The 19,241-nt window shown below is 59.7% G+C and carries 14 protein-coding genes and 1 pseudogene; 13 read left to right on the top strand and 2 right to left on the bottom strand.

The features are described 5' to 3' along the window. Window positions 1-69: 69 nt before the first annotated feature. Entirely contained in the window at window positions 70-717 is a 648-nt protein-coding gene (gene narL / locus ACYZT3_RS16050) for a two-component system response regulator NarL (protein ID WP_282375824.1), read from the bottom strand. Next, a complete protein-coding gene (locus tag ACYZT3_RS16045) occupies window positions 714-2,516 on the bottom strand; it encodes a HAMP domain-containing protein (protein ID WP_282375823.1) in 1,803 nt (600 codons plus the stop codon). Before ACYZT3_RS16045 ends, narL begins: the two co-directional genes overlap by 4 nt. A 304-nt stretch (window positions 2,517-2,820) precedes the next feature. On the opposite strand from ACYZT3_RS16045, the gene ACYZT3_RS16040 reads away from it, so the two are divergent. The 13 genes and pseudogenes from ACYZT3_RS16040 (at window position 2,821) to ACYZT3_RS15980 (ending at window position 19,235) form a co-directional block, all read left to right on the top strand. Beyond that, complete coding sequence (locus ACYZT3_RS16040; RefSeq protein ID WP_282375822.1) at window positions 2,821-4,125, top strand: MFS transporter; 1,305 nt, start codon at window positions 2,821-2,823, stop codon at window positions 4,123-4,125. Next, window positions 4,103-5,500 carry a NarK family nitrate/nitrite MFS transporter gene (locus ACYZT3_RS16035; protein WP_282375821.1) on the top strand — a complete coding sequence of 466 codons (1,398 nt, stop codon included), beginning with the start codon at window positions 4,103-4,105 and terminating at the stop codon, window positions 5,498-5,500. Before ACYZT3_RS16040 ends, ACYZT3_RS16035 begins: the two co-directional genes overlap by 23 nt. A gap of 69 nt (window positions 5,501-5,569) precedes the next feature. Further along, entirely contained in the window at window positions 5,570-9,343 is a 3,774-nt protein-coding gene (locus ACYZT3_RS16030; protein WP_462030272.1) for a nitrate reductase subunit alpha, read from the top strand. Window position 9,344: 1 nt separating this feature from the next. Further along, window positions 9,345-10,883 (top strand): nitrate reductase subunit beta, encoded by a 1,539-nt coding sequence (narH, locus tag ACYZT3_RS16025; protein ID WP_123366640.1) that lies wholly within the window; start codon window positions 9,345-9,347, stop codon window positions 10,881-10,883. A gap of 2 nt (window positions 10,884-10,885) precedes the next feature. After that, window positions 10,886-11,641, top strand: a complete 756-nt coding sequence (narJ, locus tag ACYZT3_RS16020; RefSeq protein ID WP_462030271.1) for a nitrate reductase molybdenum cofactor assembly chaperone — start codon at window positions 10,886-10,888, stop codon at window positions 11,639-11,641. Further along, complete coding sequence (narI, locus tag ACYZT3_RS16015; RefSeq protein WP_282375816.1) at window positions 11,634-12,314, top strand: respiratory nitrate reductase subunit gamma; 681 nt, start codon at window positions 11,634-11,636, stop codon at window positions 12,312-12,314. The genes narJ and narI overlap by 8 nt, the downstream gene beginning before the upstream one ends. Window positions 12,315-12,324: 10 nt before the next feature. Beyond that, window positions 12,325-13,284, top strand: a complete 960-nt coding sequence (locus ACYZT3_RS16010) for a peptidylprolyl isomerase (protein WP_462030270.1) — start codon at window positions 12,325-12,327, stop codon at window positions 13,282-13,284. A 24-nt stretch (window positions 13,285-13,308) separates the two neighbouring features. Continuing rightward, window positions 13,309-14,301, top strand: a complete 993-nt coding sequence (moaA, locus tag ACYZT3_RS16005) for a GTP 3',8-cyclase MoaA (protein WP_282375814.1) — start codon at window positions 13,309-13,311, stop codon at window positions 14,299-14,301. Between the two features lie 309 nt (window positions 14,302-14,610). Further along, entirely contained in the window at window positions 14,611-16,626 is a 2,016-nt protein-coding gene (locus ACYZT3_RS16000; protein WP_462030269.1) for a ribonucleoside triphosphate reductase, read from the top strand. A 32-nt stretch (window positions 16,627-16,658) separates the two neighbouring features. After that, window positions 16,659-16,826 carry an anaerobic ribonucleoside-triphosphate reductase gene (gene nrdD / locus ACYZT3_RS15995; protein ID WP_017338867.1) on the top strand — a complete coding sequence of 56 codons (168 nt, stop codon included), beginning with the start codon at window positions 16,659-16,661 and terminating at the stop codon, window positions 16,824-16,826. Continuing rightward, entirely contained in the window at window positions 16,823-17,518 is a 696-nt protein-coding gene (locus ACYZT3_RS15990) for an anaerobic ribonucleoside-triphosphate reductase activating protein (protein ID WP_462030268.1), read from the top strand. Before nrdD ends, ACYZT3_RS15990 begins: the two co-directional genes overlap by 4 nt. Before the next feature lie 94 nt (window positions 17,519-17,612). Continuing rightward, window positions 17,613-18,143 (top strand): annotated as a pseudogene (locus tag ACYZT3_RS15985) (MCP four helix bundle domain-containing protein); the annotation flags it as partial. 30 nt (window positions 18,144-18,173) lie between these two features. Next, window positions 18,174-19,235 (top strand): methyl-accepting chemotaxis protein, encoded by a 1,062-nt coding sequence (locus ACYZT3_RS15980; RefSeq protein WP_462032381.1) that lies wholly within the window; start codon window positions 18,174-18,176, stop codon window positions 19,233-19,235. Window positions 19,236-19,241 lie beyond the last annotated feature (6 nt).

The following is a 19,241-nucleotide window of genomic DNA, read 5'->3' as shown; positions in this document are numbered from 1 at the left end:
GCTCATAGTAGAGAGCGCCGGCCGGATGACCTATGCCTCTGCCGGCCTACCTCCAAAGAGGCATGCCCCTCAGCCCGCATTGCGCAGATGCTCCATGGCCCACACGGCCGCCTCTACCCGCGAGCGCAAGCCGAGTTTGTGCAGCAGGTTTTTGACGTGAACCTTGACCGTCCCTTCGGTGATGCCCAGCTTGTGCCCGATGATTTTGTTGCTGAAACCGCTGGCGATGGTTTTCAGCACCTGACGCTCACGCTCGGTCAGTTCCACCACGGTCTGGCGTTGCGGTGAGCGCAGCGCCTGGGCCATGACTTGGGTCAGGCCCGGGCTGATCACCAGTGCGCCGTTCAAGGCATCGCGGATGTACTGAACCAACAGTTCGGGCTCCATGTCCTTGAGCAGATAGCCGTCGGCATCCAGACGCAGTGCGTCGCGAATATCGTCTTCAGCGTCCGAGACCGTGAACAGCAGCACCTTGCCGGTGTAGTGCATCGCCCGTAATTGGCGCAGGGTCTCAATGCCATTCATCTGCGGCATGTTGTTATCGAGCAATACCAGATCCGGTTTCAACGGCTCGATCAGAATGAGTGCTTCTTCACCGTTGCCGGCTTCGCCGACGATCAGGAAATCATCTTCGAGTTCGAGCATCTGGCGGATGCCGTGACGCATCATCGGATGGTCGTCGACCAGCAGGATTGTGTGTTGCGGGGACGGGTTCATGTGACGCTACCTTCTGTTTGCTGCCCGAGAAACTCCGGTTGGAATTCCAGCTGGACGCGGGTGCCTTGCGGCTCCCTGGAAAATATCTGCAGCTGGCCGCGCAAGCTGCGGGCCCGCTCATCCATGATGTTCAAGCCATGGTGTTCGCGTTGGTCGACGTTGCCGCTGAACCCGCGCCCGTCGTCTTCGACGATGAGCCTGACGGTTTCACCGTCCTGACGCAGTTCGAGCCAGGCGTTTTGTGCGTGGGCGTGGCGCAGGCAATTGGAGAGCGCCTCGCGGGTGATCTGCAAAATGTGGATTTGTTCGCTGGCCGATAACTGAAAGGCCAGCGCGTCGACGTGCAGGTGCACCTGAAATTCCCCGCGCCGGGAGAACTCCTCGGCGGTGTCCTTGAGTTCCTGCACCAGTCCCGCGTCGTGAATCTGCAAGCGAAAGGTGGTCAGCAACTCGCGTAACTGGCGGTAGGCATTGTTCAGCCCTTCGCGCAATTCGGCGGTGACGTTTTCCAGGATTTCAACCGGTTCGCCACGGCGCATCAGGGTCTGCAGGCGACTGACTTGCAACTTCATGTAGGACAAGGCCTGGGCCAGTGAGTCGTGCAACTCCCGGGCAATGATGGTGCGTTCGTCGAGCAACAGCAGGCGATGGTCCTGTTCCCGTTGACGTTTGAGCGACAGCGACGTGCCGATGAGGTTGGCCAGGGCCTGGATCAGTTGGGTTTCCCAGGCTTGCGTCGGGTGTCCGTCGACAAAATGCGCCTTGAGTTCGCCCAGTTCGCTGCCCTGATTGCTGATGCTGAATGTTTGTGGACTGGCTTTATGGTGTTTCTGGCACGTGGCGCAGTCGCTGCTGGCGCAGACTTCCCGGATGTTCGCGCCATGCAAGGCGAGCAGCTGCTGGGCCGGTGCCTGCAATTGTCCTTGCAGACACAGCGACAGGCGCAAGCCAGGCAGGCGTTGTTGGAAGCGCCGGATCAACTCATCCAAGCCTTCGGCATTGGCCAGGCGTGTGGCCAGGCTTCGACTGCTTTGGTACAGCAGTTCGAGAGCGGCATTGGCTTGTTGCAGGTTCAGGGTTTTTTGCTGGACCTGACTCTCCAGGGTGCGGTGCGAGTCTTCGATGGTCTCGGCCATGGCGTTGAAGCTTGTGGCCAACTGGCCCAGTTCGTCCTGGGACTGATGGTTGACCCGCACCTTGAAATCGCCGCGACGAAAGCGCTGGGTCGCGTCCACCAACTCTTTCAAGGGCGTGATTACGCCGCACTGCAGCTCGTAAAGCCCAAGCAGCAGGACAATCATGGTGGTGAACAAGGCCAGGCCCTGGATCACCTGTTGCCAGCCTTGCTTTTGTTCGCTTTCGCGCTGCAACAGGTTGACGAACTGGTTCAGTTGTTCAACGAAGGGCAGGGCCTGGACCTGAAAATAGGCGGCATCGCCGCGCTCAAGTGCCGGGCGCAAATCCTCGTTCCATCGCTGTTGGATTTGCCCATAGCTGATTTGCAGCGCGGTGGTCGGGCCATCTTCCAGCACCGCCTTGAGTGACTGGCTGTTGAGTCGGGTTTGCAGGCTGTCGGTGACGGCGGCAATTTCTTCGCCGGTGGCGCCAGCCGCCAGTTTCCAGCTCAGGTGGTAGGTCTCCATGCGCACCGAGCCTGCGGTGTTGATGGCGGCGGCATCGCCCTGGCTGAACCAGGCGATCAGTCCGGCGCTCAATGAACTGGCGAGGGCGAGCACGGCGATCAGGATCACCGCCACCCCGGCGCGAGCGGGCAAGGAGCTGCGTAACCAGCGCATCATCAGCGCAGGTCCGGGAAAAAATCAGGAAAACAGAGCACGTGGAGCTCCAGGGTGGGGTTTTGCCGCCGATCCCGGGCGCGCTACCTCTAAAGAGTTGTCGACTGATCCTTGTCAGCAAAAACATTGGTAGAAATCCCTAAGACGCTGATAAACAAACAACTTCAGGGTTTCGTTGAACTACCTCCTTAGAGGTAGACCGCACAAGCATAGGCCTATGCGCCCATGGGCTTCGTTGACATGGATCAAGTTTTTGCGGGGTTGGCCTCTCTAGTCTGCCGCCATGGCTAACTGACTGGAGAGCATTGTGAACCAACCGCAAGTACGACAAGGCTTGGTGCTGGGCATGAGCACGCTGGCCTTCACAGTCTGTTTCATGGTCTGGATGATGTTTGCCGTGCTTGGGGTGCCGATCAAGGATCTGCTCCAGCTCAACGAAACCCAGTTCGGCCTGCTGGCCGCGACCCCGGTACTGACCGGCTCGCTGGTGCGTTTGCCACTGGGTCTGCTGACCGACCGTTTTGGCGGGCGCAGTGTGTTCTTCCTGCTGATGCTGGCCTGCGTGGCGCCGCTGTACCTGATCAGTCACGCCACCGCTTACTGGCAGTTCCTGGTGCTGGGCTTGTTCGTCGGCCTCGCTGGCGGCTCGTTTTCGGTCGGGATTGCCTACGTCGCCAAATGGTTCGACAAGGAGAATCAGGGTTTTGCGATGGGCATCTTCGGCGCCGGTAACGCCGGGGCCGCGGTGACCAAGTTTCTCGCCCCGGCACTGATCGCTGCCGGCAGTTGGCAGCTGGTGCCGAAAGTCTTCAGCGCGATCCTCTTTATTACTGCGCTGTTGTTCTGGTTCTTCAGCGCCGAAAACAAGGACCACCGCAGTGCCACCGGCGCCACGTTGCGTGAGCAATTGAGCTCGCTGAAGGATCCCGCGGTGTGGCGCTACTGCCAGTACTACTCGATCGTTTTCGGCGGTTATGTCGCCCTCGCGCTGTGGATGACCAAGTACTACGTGCAGGAGTACGGTTTCAGTCTGCAAAGCGCGGCGCTGCTGGCGGCCTGTTTTTCCCTGCCCGGTGGCGTGCTGCGTGCCGTCGGCGGCTGGATGTCGGATCGCTGGGGTGCGCAAAGTGTGACCTGGTGGGTGTTGTGGGTCAGCTGGTTCTGCCTGTTCCTGCTCTCGTATCCCCAGACCCAACTGCAAGTGCAAACGATCAACGGCCCAGTGGACTTCCACATCGGCCTCAATCCCGCGCTGTTCACCGTGCTGCTGTTCGTCATGGGCATCGCCTTCGCGTTCGGCAAGGCCTCGGTCTTTAAATACATCGCCAATGACTACCCGAAAAACATGGGGGCCGTGTCCGGCATCGTCGGCCTCGCGGGTGGCTTGGGCGGTTTCGTGTTGCCAATCCTGTTCGGCGCCCTGGTGGACCTCACCGGCGTGCGCTCTTCCTGCTTCATGTTGATGTACGGCGTGGTCTGGGTCTCCCTCACCTGGATGTACTTCAGCGAAATACGCAAAAGCCCGGTGCTGGGTAAAGCGCCGCTGCTGACCCCATCCCCGATTTCCAGCATTGCCCTAGGAGAAGAACATGTCCGTTCTGCAAAAGCCTGAAAAAGGCCCGGTCATTCATGACTGGCGCCCCGAGGACCCAGCGTTCTGGGGAAGTAGCGGCAAACAGACTGCCACGCGCAACTTGTGGATTTCCATTCCTGCGCTGCTGCTGGCCTTTGCGGTGTGGATGGTCTGGAGCACGGTGATTGTACGTTTGAACGCCATCGGCTTCAGCTTCACCACCGACCAGCTGTTCTGGCTGGCGGCGTTGCCGGGGTTGTCCGGTGCGACCTTGCGCGTCTTCTATTCCTTTATGGTGCCGATCTTCGGTGGCCGTCGCTGGACTGCCCTGAGCACCGCGTCGCTTTTGTTGCCATCGATCTGGATGGGCTTCGCCGTGCAGGACCCGAGCACCTCGTATAGCGTGTTCGTGTTGATTGCCTTGCTCTGCGGTTTTGGTGGCGGCAACTTCGCCTCGAGCATGTCCAACATCAGCTTCTTCTATCCCAAGTCGCAGCAGGGCACAGCCCTTGGTCTCAATGCCGGGCTGGGTAACCTGGGCGTCTCGGTGATGCAGTTCTGTGTGCCGCTGGTGATCACCTTCGGTGTGTTCGGCTTCATGGGCGGCTCGCCGCAAGCACTGCCGGATGGCGGCCAATTGTGGTTGCAGAACGCCGGTTTCATCTGGGTGCCGTTCATTGTCTTGGTGACGGTGCTGGCCTGGTTCGGCATGAATGACCTGTCCAGTGCCCGGGCCTCGTTCAGCGAACAGGCGGTGATCTTCAAACGCAAACACAACTGGCTGATGTGCTGGTTGTACCTGGCGACCTTCGGTTCGTTTATCGGTTTCTCCGCGGCGTTTCCGCTGCTGATCAAAACCTCCTTCCCTGACGTCATCGCCTTGAAATTCGCCTTCCTCGGCCCGTTGGTTGGCGCGCTGGTGCGCCCATTGGGCGGCTGGCTGGCGGACAAGCTCGGTGGCGCGAAGGTGACCTTGTGGAACTTCGTGGCGATGATCGTGATGGTCTTCGGCGTCATGCACTTCCTGCCGCAGAACGGCTCGGGCGGCAACTTCTACGGCTATCTCGGCATGTTCATGCTGCTGTTCATTACCACTGGCATCGGCAACGGCTCCACCTTCCGCATGATCCCGGTGATCTTCCGCACACAGCATGAAAAAGCCTGTGTCGGCAAACCACCCGCTGTACGTGAACAAGCACTGAAGAACGCCGGCAAAGAGTCGGCCGCCGTCCTGGGCTTCAGTTCCGCCATGGGCGCCTTCGGTGCGTTCTTCATTCCCAAATCCTTCGGTACTTCGATGGCCCAGACCGGCGGCCCCGAGATGGCCTTCTACATGTTCGTCGGCTTTTACCTGAGCTGCATCGTGGTGACCTGGTGGTGGTACGCGCGCAAAGGCGCGGCGACACCCTGCTAAGACGACCCGAATCCAACCATTGCGTGGGCGGGGCACAGAACCCCGCAGCAAGCCTGAGAGGACTACACCGTGAGTCATTTACTGGATCAACTGAAGTTTTTCAATCGCAAGCAAAACGAGTTTTCCGACGGTCATGGCGAGACCCGCAAAGAGTCTCGCGACTGGGAGAACGTCTACCGTTCACGCTGGCAGTACGACAAGATCGTGCGTTCCACCCACGGGGTGAACTGCACCGGTTCCTGCTCGTGGAAAATTTACGTCAAGAACGGCCTGATCACCTGGGAAACCCAGCAGACCGACTACCCGCGTACCCGTAACGATCTGCCTAACCATGAGCCCCGTGGCTGTCCCCGTGGTGCCAGTTACAGCTGGTACATCTACAGCGCCAACCGGCTCAAGTACCCGAAAATTCGCAAGCCATTGCTCAAACTCTGGCGCGATGCGCGGCAGACCATGGCGCCGGTCGAAGCCTGGGCCAGCATCGTCGAGGACAAGGCCAAGGCCGACTCCTATAAAAGCAAGCGCGGCATGGGTGGCTTCATTCGTTCCAACTGGGAGGAAGTCAACGAGATCATTGCCGCGGCCAACGTCTACACCATCAAGCAATACGGTCCGGACCGGATCGTCGGTTTCTCGCCGATTCCGGCCATGTCGATGGTCAGCTATGCCGCAGGCTCGCGTTACCTGTCACTGATCGGCGGCGCCTGCCTGAGTTTCTACGACTGGTACTGCGACTTGCCACCGGCCTCGCCGATGGTCTGGGGCGAGCAGACCGACGTGCCGGAATCGGCCGACTGGTATAACTCCAACTACATCATTGCCTGGGGCTCCAACGTCCCGCAGACCCGCACCCCGGATGCGCACTTCTTTACCGAAGTCCGTTACAAGGGCACCAAGACGGTCGCGATCACTCCGGACTACTCGGAAGTCGCCAAGCTCACCGATCTGTGGCTGAACCCCAAGCAGGGCACCGATGCGGCGCTGGCCCAAGCGTTCAACCATGTGATCTTCAAAGAATTTCACCTGGACAAACCGAGCGCCTATTTCACCGACTACGCCAAGCGCTTCACAGATCTGCCGGTGCTGGTGCTGCTCAAGCAAATGGTCGACAAGGCTCCGGGCGCCGGTTATCAGCCGGACCGCTTTTTGCGCGCCAGTGACCTGACCGACAACCTTGGCCAGGAAAACAATCCGGAATGGAAAACCATCGCCCTGGATGTCAGTGGCGAACTGGTCTCCCCTCAGGGTTCCATCGGTTATCGCTGGGGCGAGAAGGGCAAGTGGAACATCCTTCCCCGTGAAGGTGGCGAAGGCCGTGAGATCGATCTGAAGCTGAGCCTGATCGGTGATGACGTCGCCGAAGTGGCCTTCCCGTATTTTGCCGGTGAGTCCCACGAGCACTTCCAGCACGTGGCCGGCGATGCCGTGCAATACCGCCGCGTGCCGGTGCACAACGTGGTGCTGGCGGACGGCAGCGTGGCCAAAGTCGCCACTGTGTTTGACCTGTCGGCCGCCAACCTGGCGATCGATCGCGGCCTCGGCGGCGCTAACGTGGCCAAGGATTACGACGACGCCTCGGTGCCTGGCACTCCGGCCTGGCAGGAACAGATCACCGGCGTCAGCCGCGAGAAAGCCATCCAGATTGCCCGTGAGTTCGCCGACAACGCCGACAAGACCAAGGGCCGCTCGATGATCATCGTCGGCGCGGCGATGAATCACTGGTACCACATGGACATGAACTACCGCGGGCTGATCAACATGCTCATGCTCTGCGGGTGTGTCGGCCAGACCGGTGGCGGTTGGGCGCATTACGTCGGTCAGGAAAAACTCCGTCCGCAATGCGGCTGGCTGCCATTGGCGTTCGGCCTGGACTGGAACCGTCCGCCTCGCCAAATGAACGGCACCAGCTTCTTCTACGCCCACAGTTCGCAATGGCGTCACGAGAAAATGAGCATGCACGACGTGCTCTCGCCGCTGGCCGATAAATCACAGTTCCCCGAGCATGCCCTGGACTACAACATCCGCGCCGAACGCGCCGGCTGGTTGCCCAGCGCACCGCAGCTCAACACTAACCCTTTGCACATCTGCCGCGACGCGGCGGCGGCCGGCATGGACCCTAAAGACTACGTGGTCAAGTCGCTGCAGGACGGTTCGCTGCGCTTCTCCTGCGAACAGCCGGACAGCCCGGTCAACTTCCCGCGCAACATGTTTATCTGGCGTTCCAACCTGTTGGGCTCCTCGGGCAAGGGCCACGAGTACATGCTCAAGTACCTGCTCGGCACCAAGAACGGGGTGATGAACGAAGACATCGGCCAGGTCGGCGACTGCAAACCGGAAGAAGCCGAATGGGTGGACGAGGGTGCCATTGGCAAGCTCGATCTGGTCACCACGCTGGACTTCCGCATGTCCTCGACCTGCGTCTATTCCGACATCGTGCTGCCGACGGCAACCTGGTACGAAAAAGACGACATGAACACCTCGGACATGCACCCGTTCATTCACCCGTTGTCGGCCGCCATCGACCCGGCGTGGGAATCGCGTTCCGACTGGGAAATCTACAAAGGCATCGCCAAGGCGTTTTCCAGCATGTCCGAAGGGCATCTGGGCGTTGAGAAGGACCTGGTAACGATCCCGTTGATGCACGACAGCGTCGGCGAGTTGGCCCAACCGTTTGGCGGCATCGACTGGAAAAGCGCCGGCGTGGCACCGGAGCCAGGCAAAAACGCGCCGAACCTGCACGTGGTGGAGCGTGACTACCCGAACATCTACAAACAGTTCTCGTCCCTCGGACCATTGCTGGAGAAACACGGCAACGGTGGCAAAGGCATCAACTGGAACACCGAAGACGAAGTGAAATTCCTCGGTGAACTCAATCACAAAGAAGGCGATGCCGGTATCAGCCAGGGTCGGCCGAAAATCGACACGGCGATCGATGCTGCTGAAGTGATTCTGTCCCTCGCGCCGGAAACCAACGGCCAGGTCGCCGTCAAAGCCTGGGCCGCGCTGTCGGAATTCACCGGCATCGACCACAGTCACCTGGCGCTGTCCAAGGCCCACGAAGCGATCCGCTTCCGCGACATTCAGGCACAGCCGCGCAAGATCATTTCCAGCCCGACCTGGTCGGGTCTCGAAGACGATCACGTCAGCTACAACGCCGGCTACACCAACGTTCACGAAGGGATCCCGTGGCGCACCATCACCGGTCGCCAGCAGTTCTACCAGGATCACCCGTGGATGCAGGCGTTCGGCGAGCAACTGATGAGTTATCGCCCGCCCGTCAACACCCGCACCATCGAAGGGGTGAAAGGCAAGCGCAGCAACGGCGAGATCGAAATCGTCCTGAACTGGATCACCCCGCACCAGAAATGGGGCATCCACAGCACCTACAGCGACAACTTGCTAATGCTCACCCTCAGCCGTGGCGGGCCGATTGTCTGGCTCTCGGAGAACGATGCGAAACGCGCCGGTATCGAGGACAACGACTGGATCGAGTGCTTCAACATCAACGGTGCACTGACCGCCCGCGCGGTGGTCAGCCAACGGGTCAAGGACGGCATGGTGATGATGTACCACGCTCAGGAACGGATCGTGAACGTGCCCGGTTCGGAAACCACCAAGACCCGTGGCGGCCACCACAACTCGGTCACCCGGGTGGTGCTCAAGCCGACCCACATGATCGGCGGCTACGCCCAGCAAGCCTACGGTTTCAACTATTACGGCACGGTCGGTTGCAACCGCGACGAATTTGTCGTGGTGCGCAAAATGTCCAAAGTCGACTGGCTCGATGGTTCGTCCGGCGATGACCTGCCGCGTCCCCTGCCGACCGATATCGAGGAGAACTGAGATGAAGATTCGCTCACAAATCGGCATGGTTCTGAACCTGGACAAATGCATCGGTTGCCACACCTGTTCGATCACCTGCAAAAACGTCTGGACCAGCCGCGAAGGCATGGAATACGCATGGTTCAACAACGTCGAATCGAAACCCGGGATCGGCTACCCGAAAGAATGGGAGAACCAGGACAAGTGGAAGGGCGGCTGGATCCGCAATGCCAATGGCACGATCAACCCGCGCATCGGCGGTAAATTCCGCGTGTTGGCGAACATTTTCGCCAACCCGGACCTGCCGAGCCTCGACGACTACTACGAACCGTTCGACTTCGATTACCAGCACCTGCACACCGCGCCGCTGGGCGAGCATCAGCCTACCGCGCGCCCGCGTTCGCTGATCTCCGGCAAGCGCATGGAAAAAATCGAGTGGGGCCCGAACTGGGAAGAAATCCTCGGCACCGAATTCGCCAAGCGCCGCAAGGACAAGAACTTCGACAAGATTCAGGCGGACATCTACGGCGAGTACGAAAACACCTTCATGATGTATTTGCCGCGCCTGTGCGAGCACTGCCTCAACCCCACTTGTGCAGCGGCTTGCCCGAGCGGGGCGATCTACAAGCGTGAAGAAGACGGCATCGTCCTGATTGACCAAGAGAAATGCCGTGGCTGGCGGATGTGCATCAGCGGCTGCCCGTACAAGAAAATCTACTTCAACTGGAAAAGCGGCAAGTCCGAGAAATGCATTTTCTGCTACCCGCGTATTGAAGCCGGGATGCCGACCGTTTGTGCCGAAACCTGTGTCGGGCGCATCCGCTACCTTGGTGTGCTTTTGTATGACGCCGACCGCATCAGCGAAGTGGCGAGCACCGCCAATGAGCAGGATCTGTACGAGAAACAACTGGAGATCTTCCTCGATCCGAATGACCCGGCGGTGATTCGTCAGGCTCTGGAAGATGGCGTCCCGCAATCGGTGATCGACTCCGCGCAACGTTCGCCGGTCTACAAAATGGCCGTGGACTGGAAACTCGCACTGCCGCTGCACCCGGAATACCGCACCTTGCCGATGGTTTGGTACGTACCGCCGCTGTCGCCGATCCAGAACGCGGCCACCGCTGGCACCGTGGGCATGAACGGGGTGATCCCGGACGTCGACAGCCTGCGCATTCCATTGAAGTACCTGGCCAACCTGTTGACGGCGGGCGATGAAAAACCGGTCAAGCGTGCGCTTAAACGCTTGCTGGCGATGCGCGCCTACAAACGTTCCGAGCAAGTCGACGGTGTTCAAGACCTGCAAGTGCTGGCGGATGTCGGCCTGAGCGTGGCCCAGGTTGAGGAGATGTATCGCTACCTGGCAATCGCCAACTACGAAGACCGCTTTGTTGTACCGAGCGCCCACCGTGAAGACGCCATGAGCGACGCCTTCGCTGAGCGTTCCGGGTGTGGCTTCAGTTTCGGCAGCGGCTGTAGCGGCAGCTCCGACACCAACATGTTCGGCGCCAAGAAAGCCAACCGCCGCGACATCCTGAAAACCGTCCAGTTGTGGGAGGAATGAGCATGCAAATTCTCAAAGTGATTTCGCTGCTGCTCGATTACCCGACCGAGACGCTGATTGGCGGTCGCGACGAGCTGGAGCAAGCGATCATCCAGTCACGGGAAATCAGCCCGACGCAGCGCGGTGCGTTGTTCGAATTGCTCGAGCTGATCTGCGCCAATGACCTGATGGATGGGCAGGAGCACTACGGTGCGCTGTTCGGTCGGGGGCGCTCACTGTCGCTGCTGTTGTTCGAGCATGTGCACGGTGAATCCCGCGACCGTGGCCAGGCGATGGTCGACATGATGGCGCAATACGAAGAAGCCGGTTTTGCCATCGGCGTCAAAGAGCTGCCCGATTACATCCCGCTGTACCTGGAGTTCCTGTCCACCCGCGCAGACATCGAGGCCCGCGAGGGCCTGGCGGATGTTTCGCACTTGCTGGCCTTGCTCGCCGCACGTCTGGAAGAGCGCGAGAGCGCCTATGCCAGCTGCTTCCGGGCGCTGCTGCAAATTGCCGGGGCTGAGCCGCATCAAGCGGTGGCCGACCTGCGGGCGCAGGTCGCGGCGGAACCTCGCGATGACTCCCTCGAAGCCCTCGACAAGATCTGGGAAGAGGAGGCCGTGGACTTTCTCCAGGCCGAACAGCAGGACCGTTGCAGTTCGCTGCCAAGCGCACCGGGCAAGGCCCGGGAAGAAAGCGCGGTGCCGTTGCACTGGGTGGATTTTCAGCATGAAGGGCTGGCCGCCGTGCCAGCCAAGGAGGTGGGCAATGTCTAAATGGAACCTGTTGTTGTTCGGGGTCTATCCCTACGTGGCCCTGGCGGTTTGCCTGATTGGCAGTTGGGCGCGCTTCGATTTGTCGCAGTACACCTGGAAGGCAGGTTCGAGCCAGATGCTCAACCAGCGCGGTATGCGCGTGGCGAGCAACTTCTTCCACATCGGTGTGTTGTTCGTGCTGGCCGGGCACTTCGTCGGCCTGCTGACCCCGGCATCGATTTATCACCATGTGATCAGTACTGAGAACAAGCAGTTGCTGGCGATGGTTTCCGGCGGGTTCTTCGGTCTGTTGTGCCTGATTGGCCTGCTGATGCTGGTCAACCGGCGCCTCACCGACCCACGAGTACGCGCCACCTCCAGTCCTTCGGACATCCTGATTTTGTTGGTACTGCTGGCGCAATTGCTGCTCGGTCTGCTGACCATCGTTGCGTCCACCGGGCACATGGACGGCTCGGTGATGGTGATGCTCGCCGATTGGGCGCAGAACACCGTGCTGTTGCGTCCGGTGGAAGCGGCGGCGTCCATCGCGCCGGTCGGGCTGATCTACAAGTTGCATGTGTTTCTCGGTTTGACCCTGTTCGTGCTGTTCCCCTTCACCCGTCTCGTACACATGATCAGTGCACCGATCTGGTACCTGGGCCGTCGTTATCAAATCGTTCGTCAGAAGTACTGAGGAGACAATCATGTCAGGTGGATGTGGATGTGGTGGTGGTAACGGGGGCAGCGGTGGCTGCGGTTCTTCAAAAAAAGCCGAGGACGTTTTCGACATCGCGCCGGTCGCAGAGGCGCAGTTTGAAGCACTGCCGGTTGAGCCCGCCGCGGCCAATGACGCCCCGGCGCAGTTGATCGCCAGCAGTGAACAGGAATGGCCGATCATCAGCGTCAACGAGGTGTCGATCACCCCGGAGGCGATGGCCCAGGAGCTGCAATACCACCCGGCCGAAAGCCGTGAGGAGGCGGTCTACCTGGCCGCCAGGGCACTGGTGATCCGCGAGTTGTTGCAGCAGCGCATCACCGAGCTCGGTGTGTCGCTGGAGATCGGCGCCGGTGAGAATGAAGAGGAAGCGGCTACTCGCTTGCTGCTCGAACGTGAGGTGAAAGTGCCTCAATGCGACGAGGAAACGAGTCTTCGTTACTACGAAAACAATCGCGGACGCTTCCACAGCGCGCCGTTGCTGGCGGTGCGGCACATCCTGCTCGAATGTGCACCGGACGATGTCGAGGCCCGCGAGCTGGCGCATGATCAGGCACAAATCCTGCTGCAGCGCCTGGAAGAATTCCCCGGTAGTTTTGCCGAGCTGGCGGTGAAATATTCGGCCTGCCCGTCGAAGGCTCAAGGCGGTTCTTTGGGACAAATCAGCAAGGGCCAGACCGTGCCCGAACTGGAACGTCAGCTGTTCACCCTGGCTCCGGGCCTGGCCAGCAAACCACTGGAAAGCCGTTACGGCTGGCATGTGGTCAGTGTCGATCAGCGGATCGAAGGCATGCCATTACCCTATGAAGTGGTGTCGACGGCGATCCGCACGCAGTTGCAGCAAGGCGTGTGGCAGAAAGCGCTGGTGCAATACCTGCAAACCCTGATCGGTGCGGCCGACATTCGCGGCATCCACTTACAGGGCGCCGACTCACCGCTGGTGCAGTGAGCATTGCGTAAACCGGGAGAAGTGATGAACGTTGTGATGCAGGATGGTTTTGGGCGGCAGATCGATTACCTGCGGATGTCGGTCACGGACCGGTGTGATTTTCGTTGCGTGTATTGCATGGCGAAAAACATGACCTTCCTGCCGCGTCAGCAGGTGCTCACCCTGGAGGAATTGCAGCGCTTGGCGACACTGTTCGTCGGCCTGGGTGTGCGCAAAATCCGTCTGACCGGCGGTGAGCCGCTGATCCGTCCCGGCATTGTCGGACTGTGCCGCAACATCGCTGCCTTGCCCGGTTTGCGCGAACTGGTAATGACCAGCAACGGCTCGCAGCTGGGCCGTCTGGCCCGGCCATTGGTCGACGCCGGGGTCAAGCGGATGAACATCAGCCTCGATAGCCTGGACGGGCAGAAGTTTCGGGCGATCACCCGTAACGGCGACCTCGATCAAGTGCTCAACGGCATCGAAGCGGCGCGGGACGCAGGGTTTGAGCGGATCAAACTCAACTGTGTGGTGATGAAAGGACGCAATTTCGATGAAGTCCTGGGATTGGTGCAATACGCCATCGATCAGCGCATCGATATCAGTTTTATCGAAGAAATGCCCTTGGGCGACGTCGGTCGTTCCCGGGGCGAGTCGTTTTGTTCCAGCGACGAAGTGCGCACGCTGATCGCCAGCCAGCATCGGTTGCTCGACAGCACCGAAAACAGCGGCGGACCGGCGCGCTATGTGCGTCTGGAACGCCATGCCGAGACCCGGATCGGATTCATTTCGCCCAACAGCCACAACTTTTGTGGCAGCTGTAATCGGGTGCGGATGACTGTTGAAGGGAAGCTGTTGCTGTGTCTGGGCCAGGACGATGCCCTGGATTTACGCGGATTGCTGCGGCGTTATCCGCTGGATGACCAACCCGTGATCAACGCGGTGCAGAGAGCGCTGCGTGGCAAACCACTGCGCCATGACTTCAGCCCCGACGGGGAGGTGCAGATTGTGCGATTCATGAACATGAGTGGCGGTTGAGCTGATCTGTGCATTCTGTAAAACACCGAGAACCAATGTGGGAGCGAGCTTGCTCGCGATAGCGGTAGAACAGCCAACATCAATGTTGAATGTACTGCAGTCATCGTCGGAACGCCGCCCGGAGCAAGCTCGCTCCCACATTGGATCGTCGCTGACCAAAGTATTTTTTATCCGCCCCGCATCTGGGCGGTTTTTTTTGCCGGTAAATCTTGATATCGATCAATTGCATATCTGCAGTTTGTCCGTAGCCTTCACCGCATGTTGTGTCTATTTTCAGTTAAACATCTATATGTAGTGTCTGGAGGCCAAATGCAGAGCACGCTGATCGCAGTAGGATGTAACCGCTTGCACAAGCGCGATGGCAGTCAGGTCGCCTTCGATGCCGACAAAATCCGTCAGGCATTGATCGCCGCCGGCAAGGCGACGGGGGAGTATGGCGAGGTTGAGGTCGAAGGGTTGCTTCACGCGGTATTGGCCAGACTTGAAGGTTTGCCGAGGCTGCATGTCGAGCAAATCCAGGACCGTGTTGAACGGGTGTTGATGGACGCCGGTTTTTTCCTCGCTATGCGTGCCTACATCGTTTACCGCGAACAGCACGGGCGTTTGCGTCGCGACCGTCGGACCATGGTCGAGGTGGCGACCTCGATGAACGAGTACCTGGACCGTGAAGACTGGCGCGTCCAGGCCAATGCCAATCAGGGTTACTCATTGGGCGGTCTGGTGCTGAACGTGTCGGGCAAGGTCACCGCTAACTATTGGCTGGACGAGGTCTACAGCGAGGCCATCGGCAAGGCCCACCGCGAGGCGGATTTGCATGTGCACGATCTGGACATGCTCGCCGGATACTGCGCCGGCTGGTCGCTGCGCACCCTGTTGCACGAAGGGCTCAATGGTGTGCCGGGGCGTGTCGAAGCCGGCCCGCCGAAACACCTGAGCAGCGCCCTGGGGCAGATGGTGAATTTCCTCGGCACCTTGCAAAACGAATGGGCAGGCGCCCAGGCGTTCAGCTCGTTCGACACCTACCTGGCGCCCTATGTGCGTCAGGACAAGCTGAGCTACCAGGAAGTGCGCCAAGCGATTCAGGAGTTCATCTACAACCTTAACGTTCCCTCGCGCTGGGGCACTCAGACGCCCTTTACCAACCTGACGTTCGACTGGGTCTGTCCGCAGGATTTGCGTGAGCAGATTCCCTGCATCGGCGGTGAGGAAATGCCGTTTGCCTACGGCGACCTGCAGGTCGAAATGGACTTGCTCAACCGCGCCTATATCGAGGTGATGCAGGCCGGTGATGCGAAAGGGCGGGTGTTCACCTTTCCGATCCCGACCTACAACATCACCCATGACTTTCCGTGGGACAGTGAAAACGCCGACCGTCTGTTCGAGATGACCGCGCGTTACGGCTTGCCGTACTTCCAGAACTTTCTCAATTCGGATCTGCAGCCCAATCAGGTGCGCTCGATGTGCTGCCGCTTGCAGCTGGATGTTCGCGAGTTGCTCAAGCGTGGCGGCGGTTTGTTCGGCTCGGCGGAACAGACCGGATCGCTCGGCGTGGTGACCATCAACTGTGCGCGTCTGGGCTATGTGTTCAAGGGTGATACCAGCGGTTTGCTGCAGCGTCTGGACACATTGATGGAACTGGCGATGGAAAGCCTGGAGGTAAAGCGCAAGGTGATTCAGCACCACATGGATGCCGGTTTGTACCCGTACACCAAGCGTTACCTGGGAACCCTGCGCAACCATTTTTCCACCATCGGCCTCAACGGCATGCATGAAATGCTGCGCAATTTCACCGGTGACGAGGAGGGCATGCACACCGACCACGGTCGGCAGTTTGCCCTTAAGATGCTGGACCATGTGCGCGCCACGCTGCTGCGTTTTCAAGAAGAAACCGGCCACATGTACAACCTGGAAGCGACACCGGCCGAGGGCACGACCTACCGCTTCGCCAAGGAAGACCTCAAGCGCTACCCCGACATTCTCCAGGCCGGCAGCATGCAAGCGCCGTATTACACCAACTCCTCGCAACTGCCCGTGGGCTACACCGAAGACCCTTTCGAGGCGCTGGAACTTCAAGACGAGCTGCAATGCAAATACACCGGCGGCACGGTCTTGCACCTGTACATGGCCGAGCGGATTTCTTCGACTCAGGCCTGCAAGCAACTGGTGCGCAAGGCCCTTGGCCGCTTCCGCCTGCCTTACCTGACCGTGACCCCGACGTTCTCCATCTGCCCGGTGCACGGCTACCTCGATGGCGAGCATGAGTTCTGCCCAAAGTGCGACGAAGCACTGCTGCTGCGAGAACAGAAACTCGGCACCGTTCATTGATTTCGATCCACTCAACTGCAAGGAGCTTCACCATGACTGCATCGCAAACACTGCCTCAGGCTCAACGTCAACGCTGCGAAGTCTGGACCCGGGTGATGGGTTATCACCGTCCTGTGTCGGCGTTCAATCCGGGTAAACAGTCGGAGCACCGCGAGCGGGTGCACTTCACTGAAAGCGCGGCGCTGGCCGGGCGCCAATGAGTCGAACGCTTCGGGTCGGGGGCATGGTGCCCCTGACCACTATCGACTATCCGGGACAGCTTGCCTGCGTGTTGTTTTGCCAGGGTTGCGCCTGGCGTTGTCGTTACTGCCATAACCCGCAGTTGATCCCGCCTCGAGGCACAGACGAAGTGGATTGGCGGCGGGTGTTGGCGTTTCTGCAACGGCGTCAGGACCTGCTCGATGCGGTGGTGTTCAGTGGCGGCGAGCCCACCTTGCAAGACGGTTTGCTCGGCGCCATGGATGAGGTGCGGGCGATGGGGTTTCGCATCGGTTTACACAGCGCCGGCATTAAACCCGCAGCGTTCGCCAAGGCACTGACCGGGGCCGATTGGGTCGGCTTCGATGTGAAGGCGTTGCCCGAGGATTGCCAGGCCATCACTCGGGTCGAGGGTAGCGGAACCGCCAACTGGCGCAGCCTTGAGCATCTGCTGGCCAGCGGTGTCGACTATGAATGTCGCACCACCGTGCATTGGCATCTGTTCGAGCCGGCGCGTCTGCTGATCCTGGCACAGCGTCTGAACGAGCTCGGCGTCAAACGCTTCGCCGTGCAGCTGGTTCGCACTGAACGGATGTTCGATCCGCTGTTGCCGAGTGTTTCGGCACAAGCCTTGCTATCTGAGCTGTGGGAGGCCATGCGCGAGTTGTTTCCAGCCTTCGTGTTACGGGGGTAACCGAGGCTGAGGTTTAACGTTTAGCGGTGACATCCACCATTAGGTTTTCAAATGCGCTGCCTATCGGGCAGGTATCAAACGGGGAGCATTTGATATGGCCAAATTATTAAGTACGGCACATCGTATCGTCATCGGCTTTGCAATCGCACCGCTGGCGCTGATGGGCATGGCGTTTTACGCATTGCACGATCTGGCCACGCTCAAGGAGCAGGCGGTGGTCATCGTCAAGCAGGACTGGCCGAAGATCGACCCGATCATGGTCATCGCCACCGGCGTGCGCGATAACGCCAGGAACACCCGGGATTTGCTGATCGATAAAGACAATCAGCAAGTGCAGCAGTCGATCGACGCCACCAAGAAACGGATCACTCAGGCGCTCGAAACGCTTGAACCGTTGTTCTATTTGCCAGAGGGCAAAACCGCTTATGCCGCGCTGAAAAAGAATCGCGAAGCCTACGTTGCGGCGTTCACTCAAGTGCAGGTGTTGATCAGGCAAGGGGCCTTCGATGACGCTATGGCACAGCTGAAACAAAAAGTCGTGCCGGCCGAACTCCAGGTCTATCGAAGCCTGGATGAGTTGATGGCGCTGCAAGGCAAAATATTCGCCGACCGTGAACAGTCGGCGCAGGCACTGTACAGCGATGCCCGGCGCAATATGCTCGGGTTATTTTTGTTCTGTGTGGCGCTGGTCATCGCCGCCGCGGTGATCGTCACGCGCAGTGTGACCCGGCCACTGGGTGGCGAGCCGGATGATGCCGCACGGTTTTTGAGTCAAATGGCTCAGGGCGACCTGACGATTCAGGTGCCCGTGAGCTCATGTGACGGCGGCAGCGTGATGATGAACATGCATCAGATGCAGCAAAGTCTCAATGCCATGGTCAGACACATCGCGGCCTCGGTTGACCAGGTGGCCAGTTCCTCCGAAGAACTGAGTGCGGTCAGCAGCCAGACCAGCAGCAATCTGCAATTGCAGGGGCTGGAGATCGAGCAGGCGGCTACCGCTGTGAACCAGATGACCGCTGCGGTCGACGAGGTGGCGCGCAATGCGGTGAGCACCTCCGAGGCTTCCCGGCAGTCCGAACAAACCGCGCAGCGCGGGCGTGAACAGGTTCAGGAAACCGTGGTTTCAATCGGCGAACTGGCGAATGGCGTCACCGATACCTCGCAACGCATCGAGCAACTGGCGGGCAGGGTGCAGGACATCAGCAAGGTCCTGGATGTGATTCGCAGCATCGCCGAGCAGACCAATTTGCTGGCCCTCAACGCGGCCATTGAAGCGGCCCGCGCCGGGGATGCCGGACGCGGTTTTGCCGTGGTCGCCGATGAAGTGCGCGCCTTGGCCCATCGCACCCAAGAGTCCACCCAAGAGATCGAGCAGATGATTGGCAACATTCGTCTGGATACCGGCCATGCGGTAACGGCCATGCAAAGCAGCAGCAACCTGGTTCGGACCACCCTTGAAGTGGCGCAACGGTCGGGCGTTGCATTGGATGAAATCACCCGGTCAATCTCGCAGATCAATGAGCGCAACATGATGATCGCCAGCGCCACGGAAGAGCAGGCGTTGGTGGCGCGTGAGGTGGATCGCAATCTGATGGGGATTCGAAACTTGTCCGAGCAGGTCTTGTTGGGTGCCCAACATACTCACACCGCGGGTCACGATCTGGCGCAGATGGCAGGGGCGCTGCACCAGACAGTGGCACGTTTTAAAGTCTGAGGGTTC

It is taken from the genome of Pseudomonas sp. MDT1-16, assembly GCF_054898115.1.
The sequence above is the reverse complement of the archived record's forward strand: the minus strand, read 5'-3'. Positions and strand labels throughout refer to the sequence as shown.

Excerpts from the sequence above, each read along its gene's own strand:
- ACYZT3_RS15990 (WP_462030268.1), top strand. The coding sequence starts at position 16,823 with ATGAGTCGAACGCTTCGGGTCGGGGGCATGGTGCCCCTGACCACTATC.
- nrdD (WP_017338867.1), top strand. The coding sequence starts at position 16,659 with ATGACTGCATCGCAAACACTGCCTCAGGCTCAACGTCAACGCTGCGAA.
- ACYZT3_RS16010 (WP_462030270.1), top strand. The coding sequence starts at position 12,325 with ATGTCAGGTGGATGTGGATGTGGTGGTGGTAACGGGGGCAGCGGTGGC.
- narH (WP_123366640.1), top strand. The coding sequence starts at position 9,345 with ATGAAGATTCGCTCACAAATCGGCATGGTTCTGAACCTGGACAAATGC.
- moaA (WP_282375814.1), top strand. The coding sequence starts at position 13,309 with ATGAACGTTGTGATGCAGGATGGTTTTGGGCGGCAGATCGATTACCTG.
- narI (WP_282375816.1), top strand. The coding sequence starts at position 11,634 with ATGTCTAAATGGAACCTGTTGTTGTTCGGGGTCTATCCCTACGTGGCC.
- ACYZT3_RS16035 (WP_282375821.1), top strand. The coding sequence starts at position 4,103 with ATGTCCGTTCTGCAAAAGCCTGAAAAAGGCCCGGTCATTCATGACTGG.
- ACYZT3_RS16045 (WP_282375823.1), bottom strand. The coding sequence starts at position 2,516 with ATGATGCGCTGGTTACGCAGCTCCTTGCCCGCTCGCGCCGGGGTGGCG.
- narJ (WP_462030271.1), top strand. The coding sequence starts at position 10,886 with ATGCAAATTCTCAAAGTGATTTCGCTGCTGCTCGATTACCCGACCGAG.
- narL (WP_282375824.1), bottom strand. The coding sequence starts at position 717 with ATGAACCCGTCCCCGCAACACACAATCCTGCTGGTCGACGACCATCCG.
- ACYZT3_RS15980 (WP_462032381.1), top strand. The coding sequence starts at position 18,174 with ATGCTCGGGTTATTTTTGTTCTGTGTGGCGCTGGTCATCGCCGCCGCG.
- ACYZT3_RS16000 (WP_462030269.1), top strand. The coding sequence starts at position 14,611 with ATGCAGAGCACGCTGATCGCAGTAGGATGTAACCGCTTGCACAAGCGC.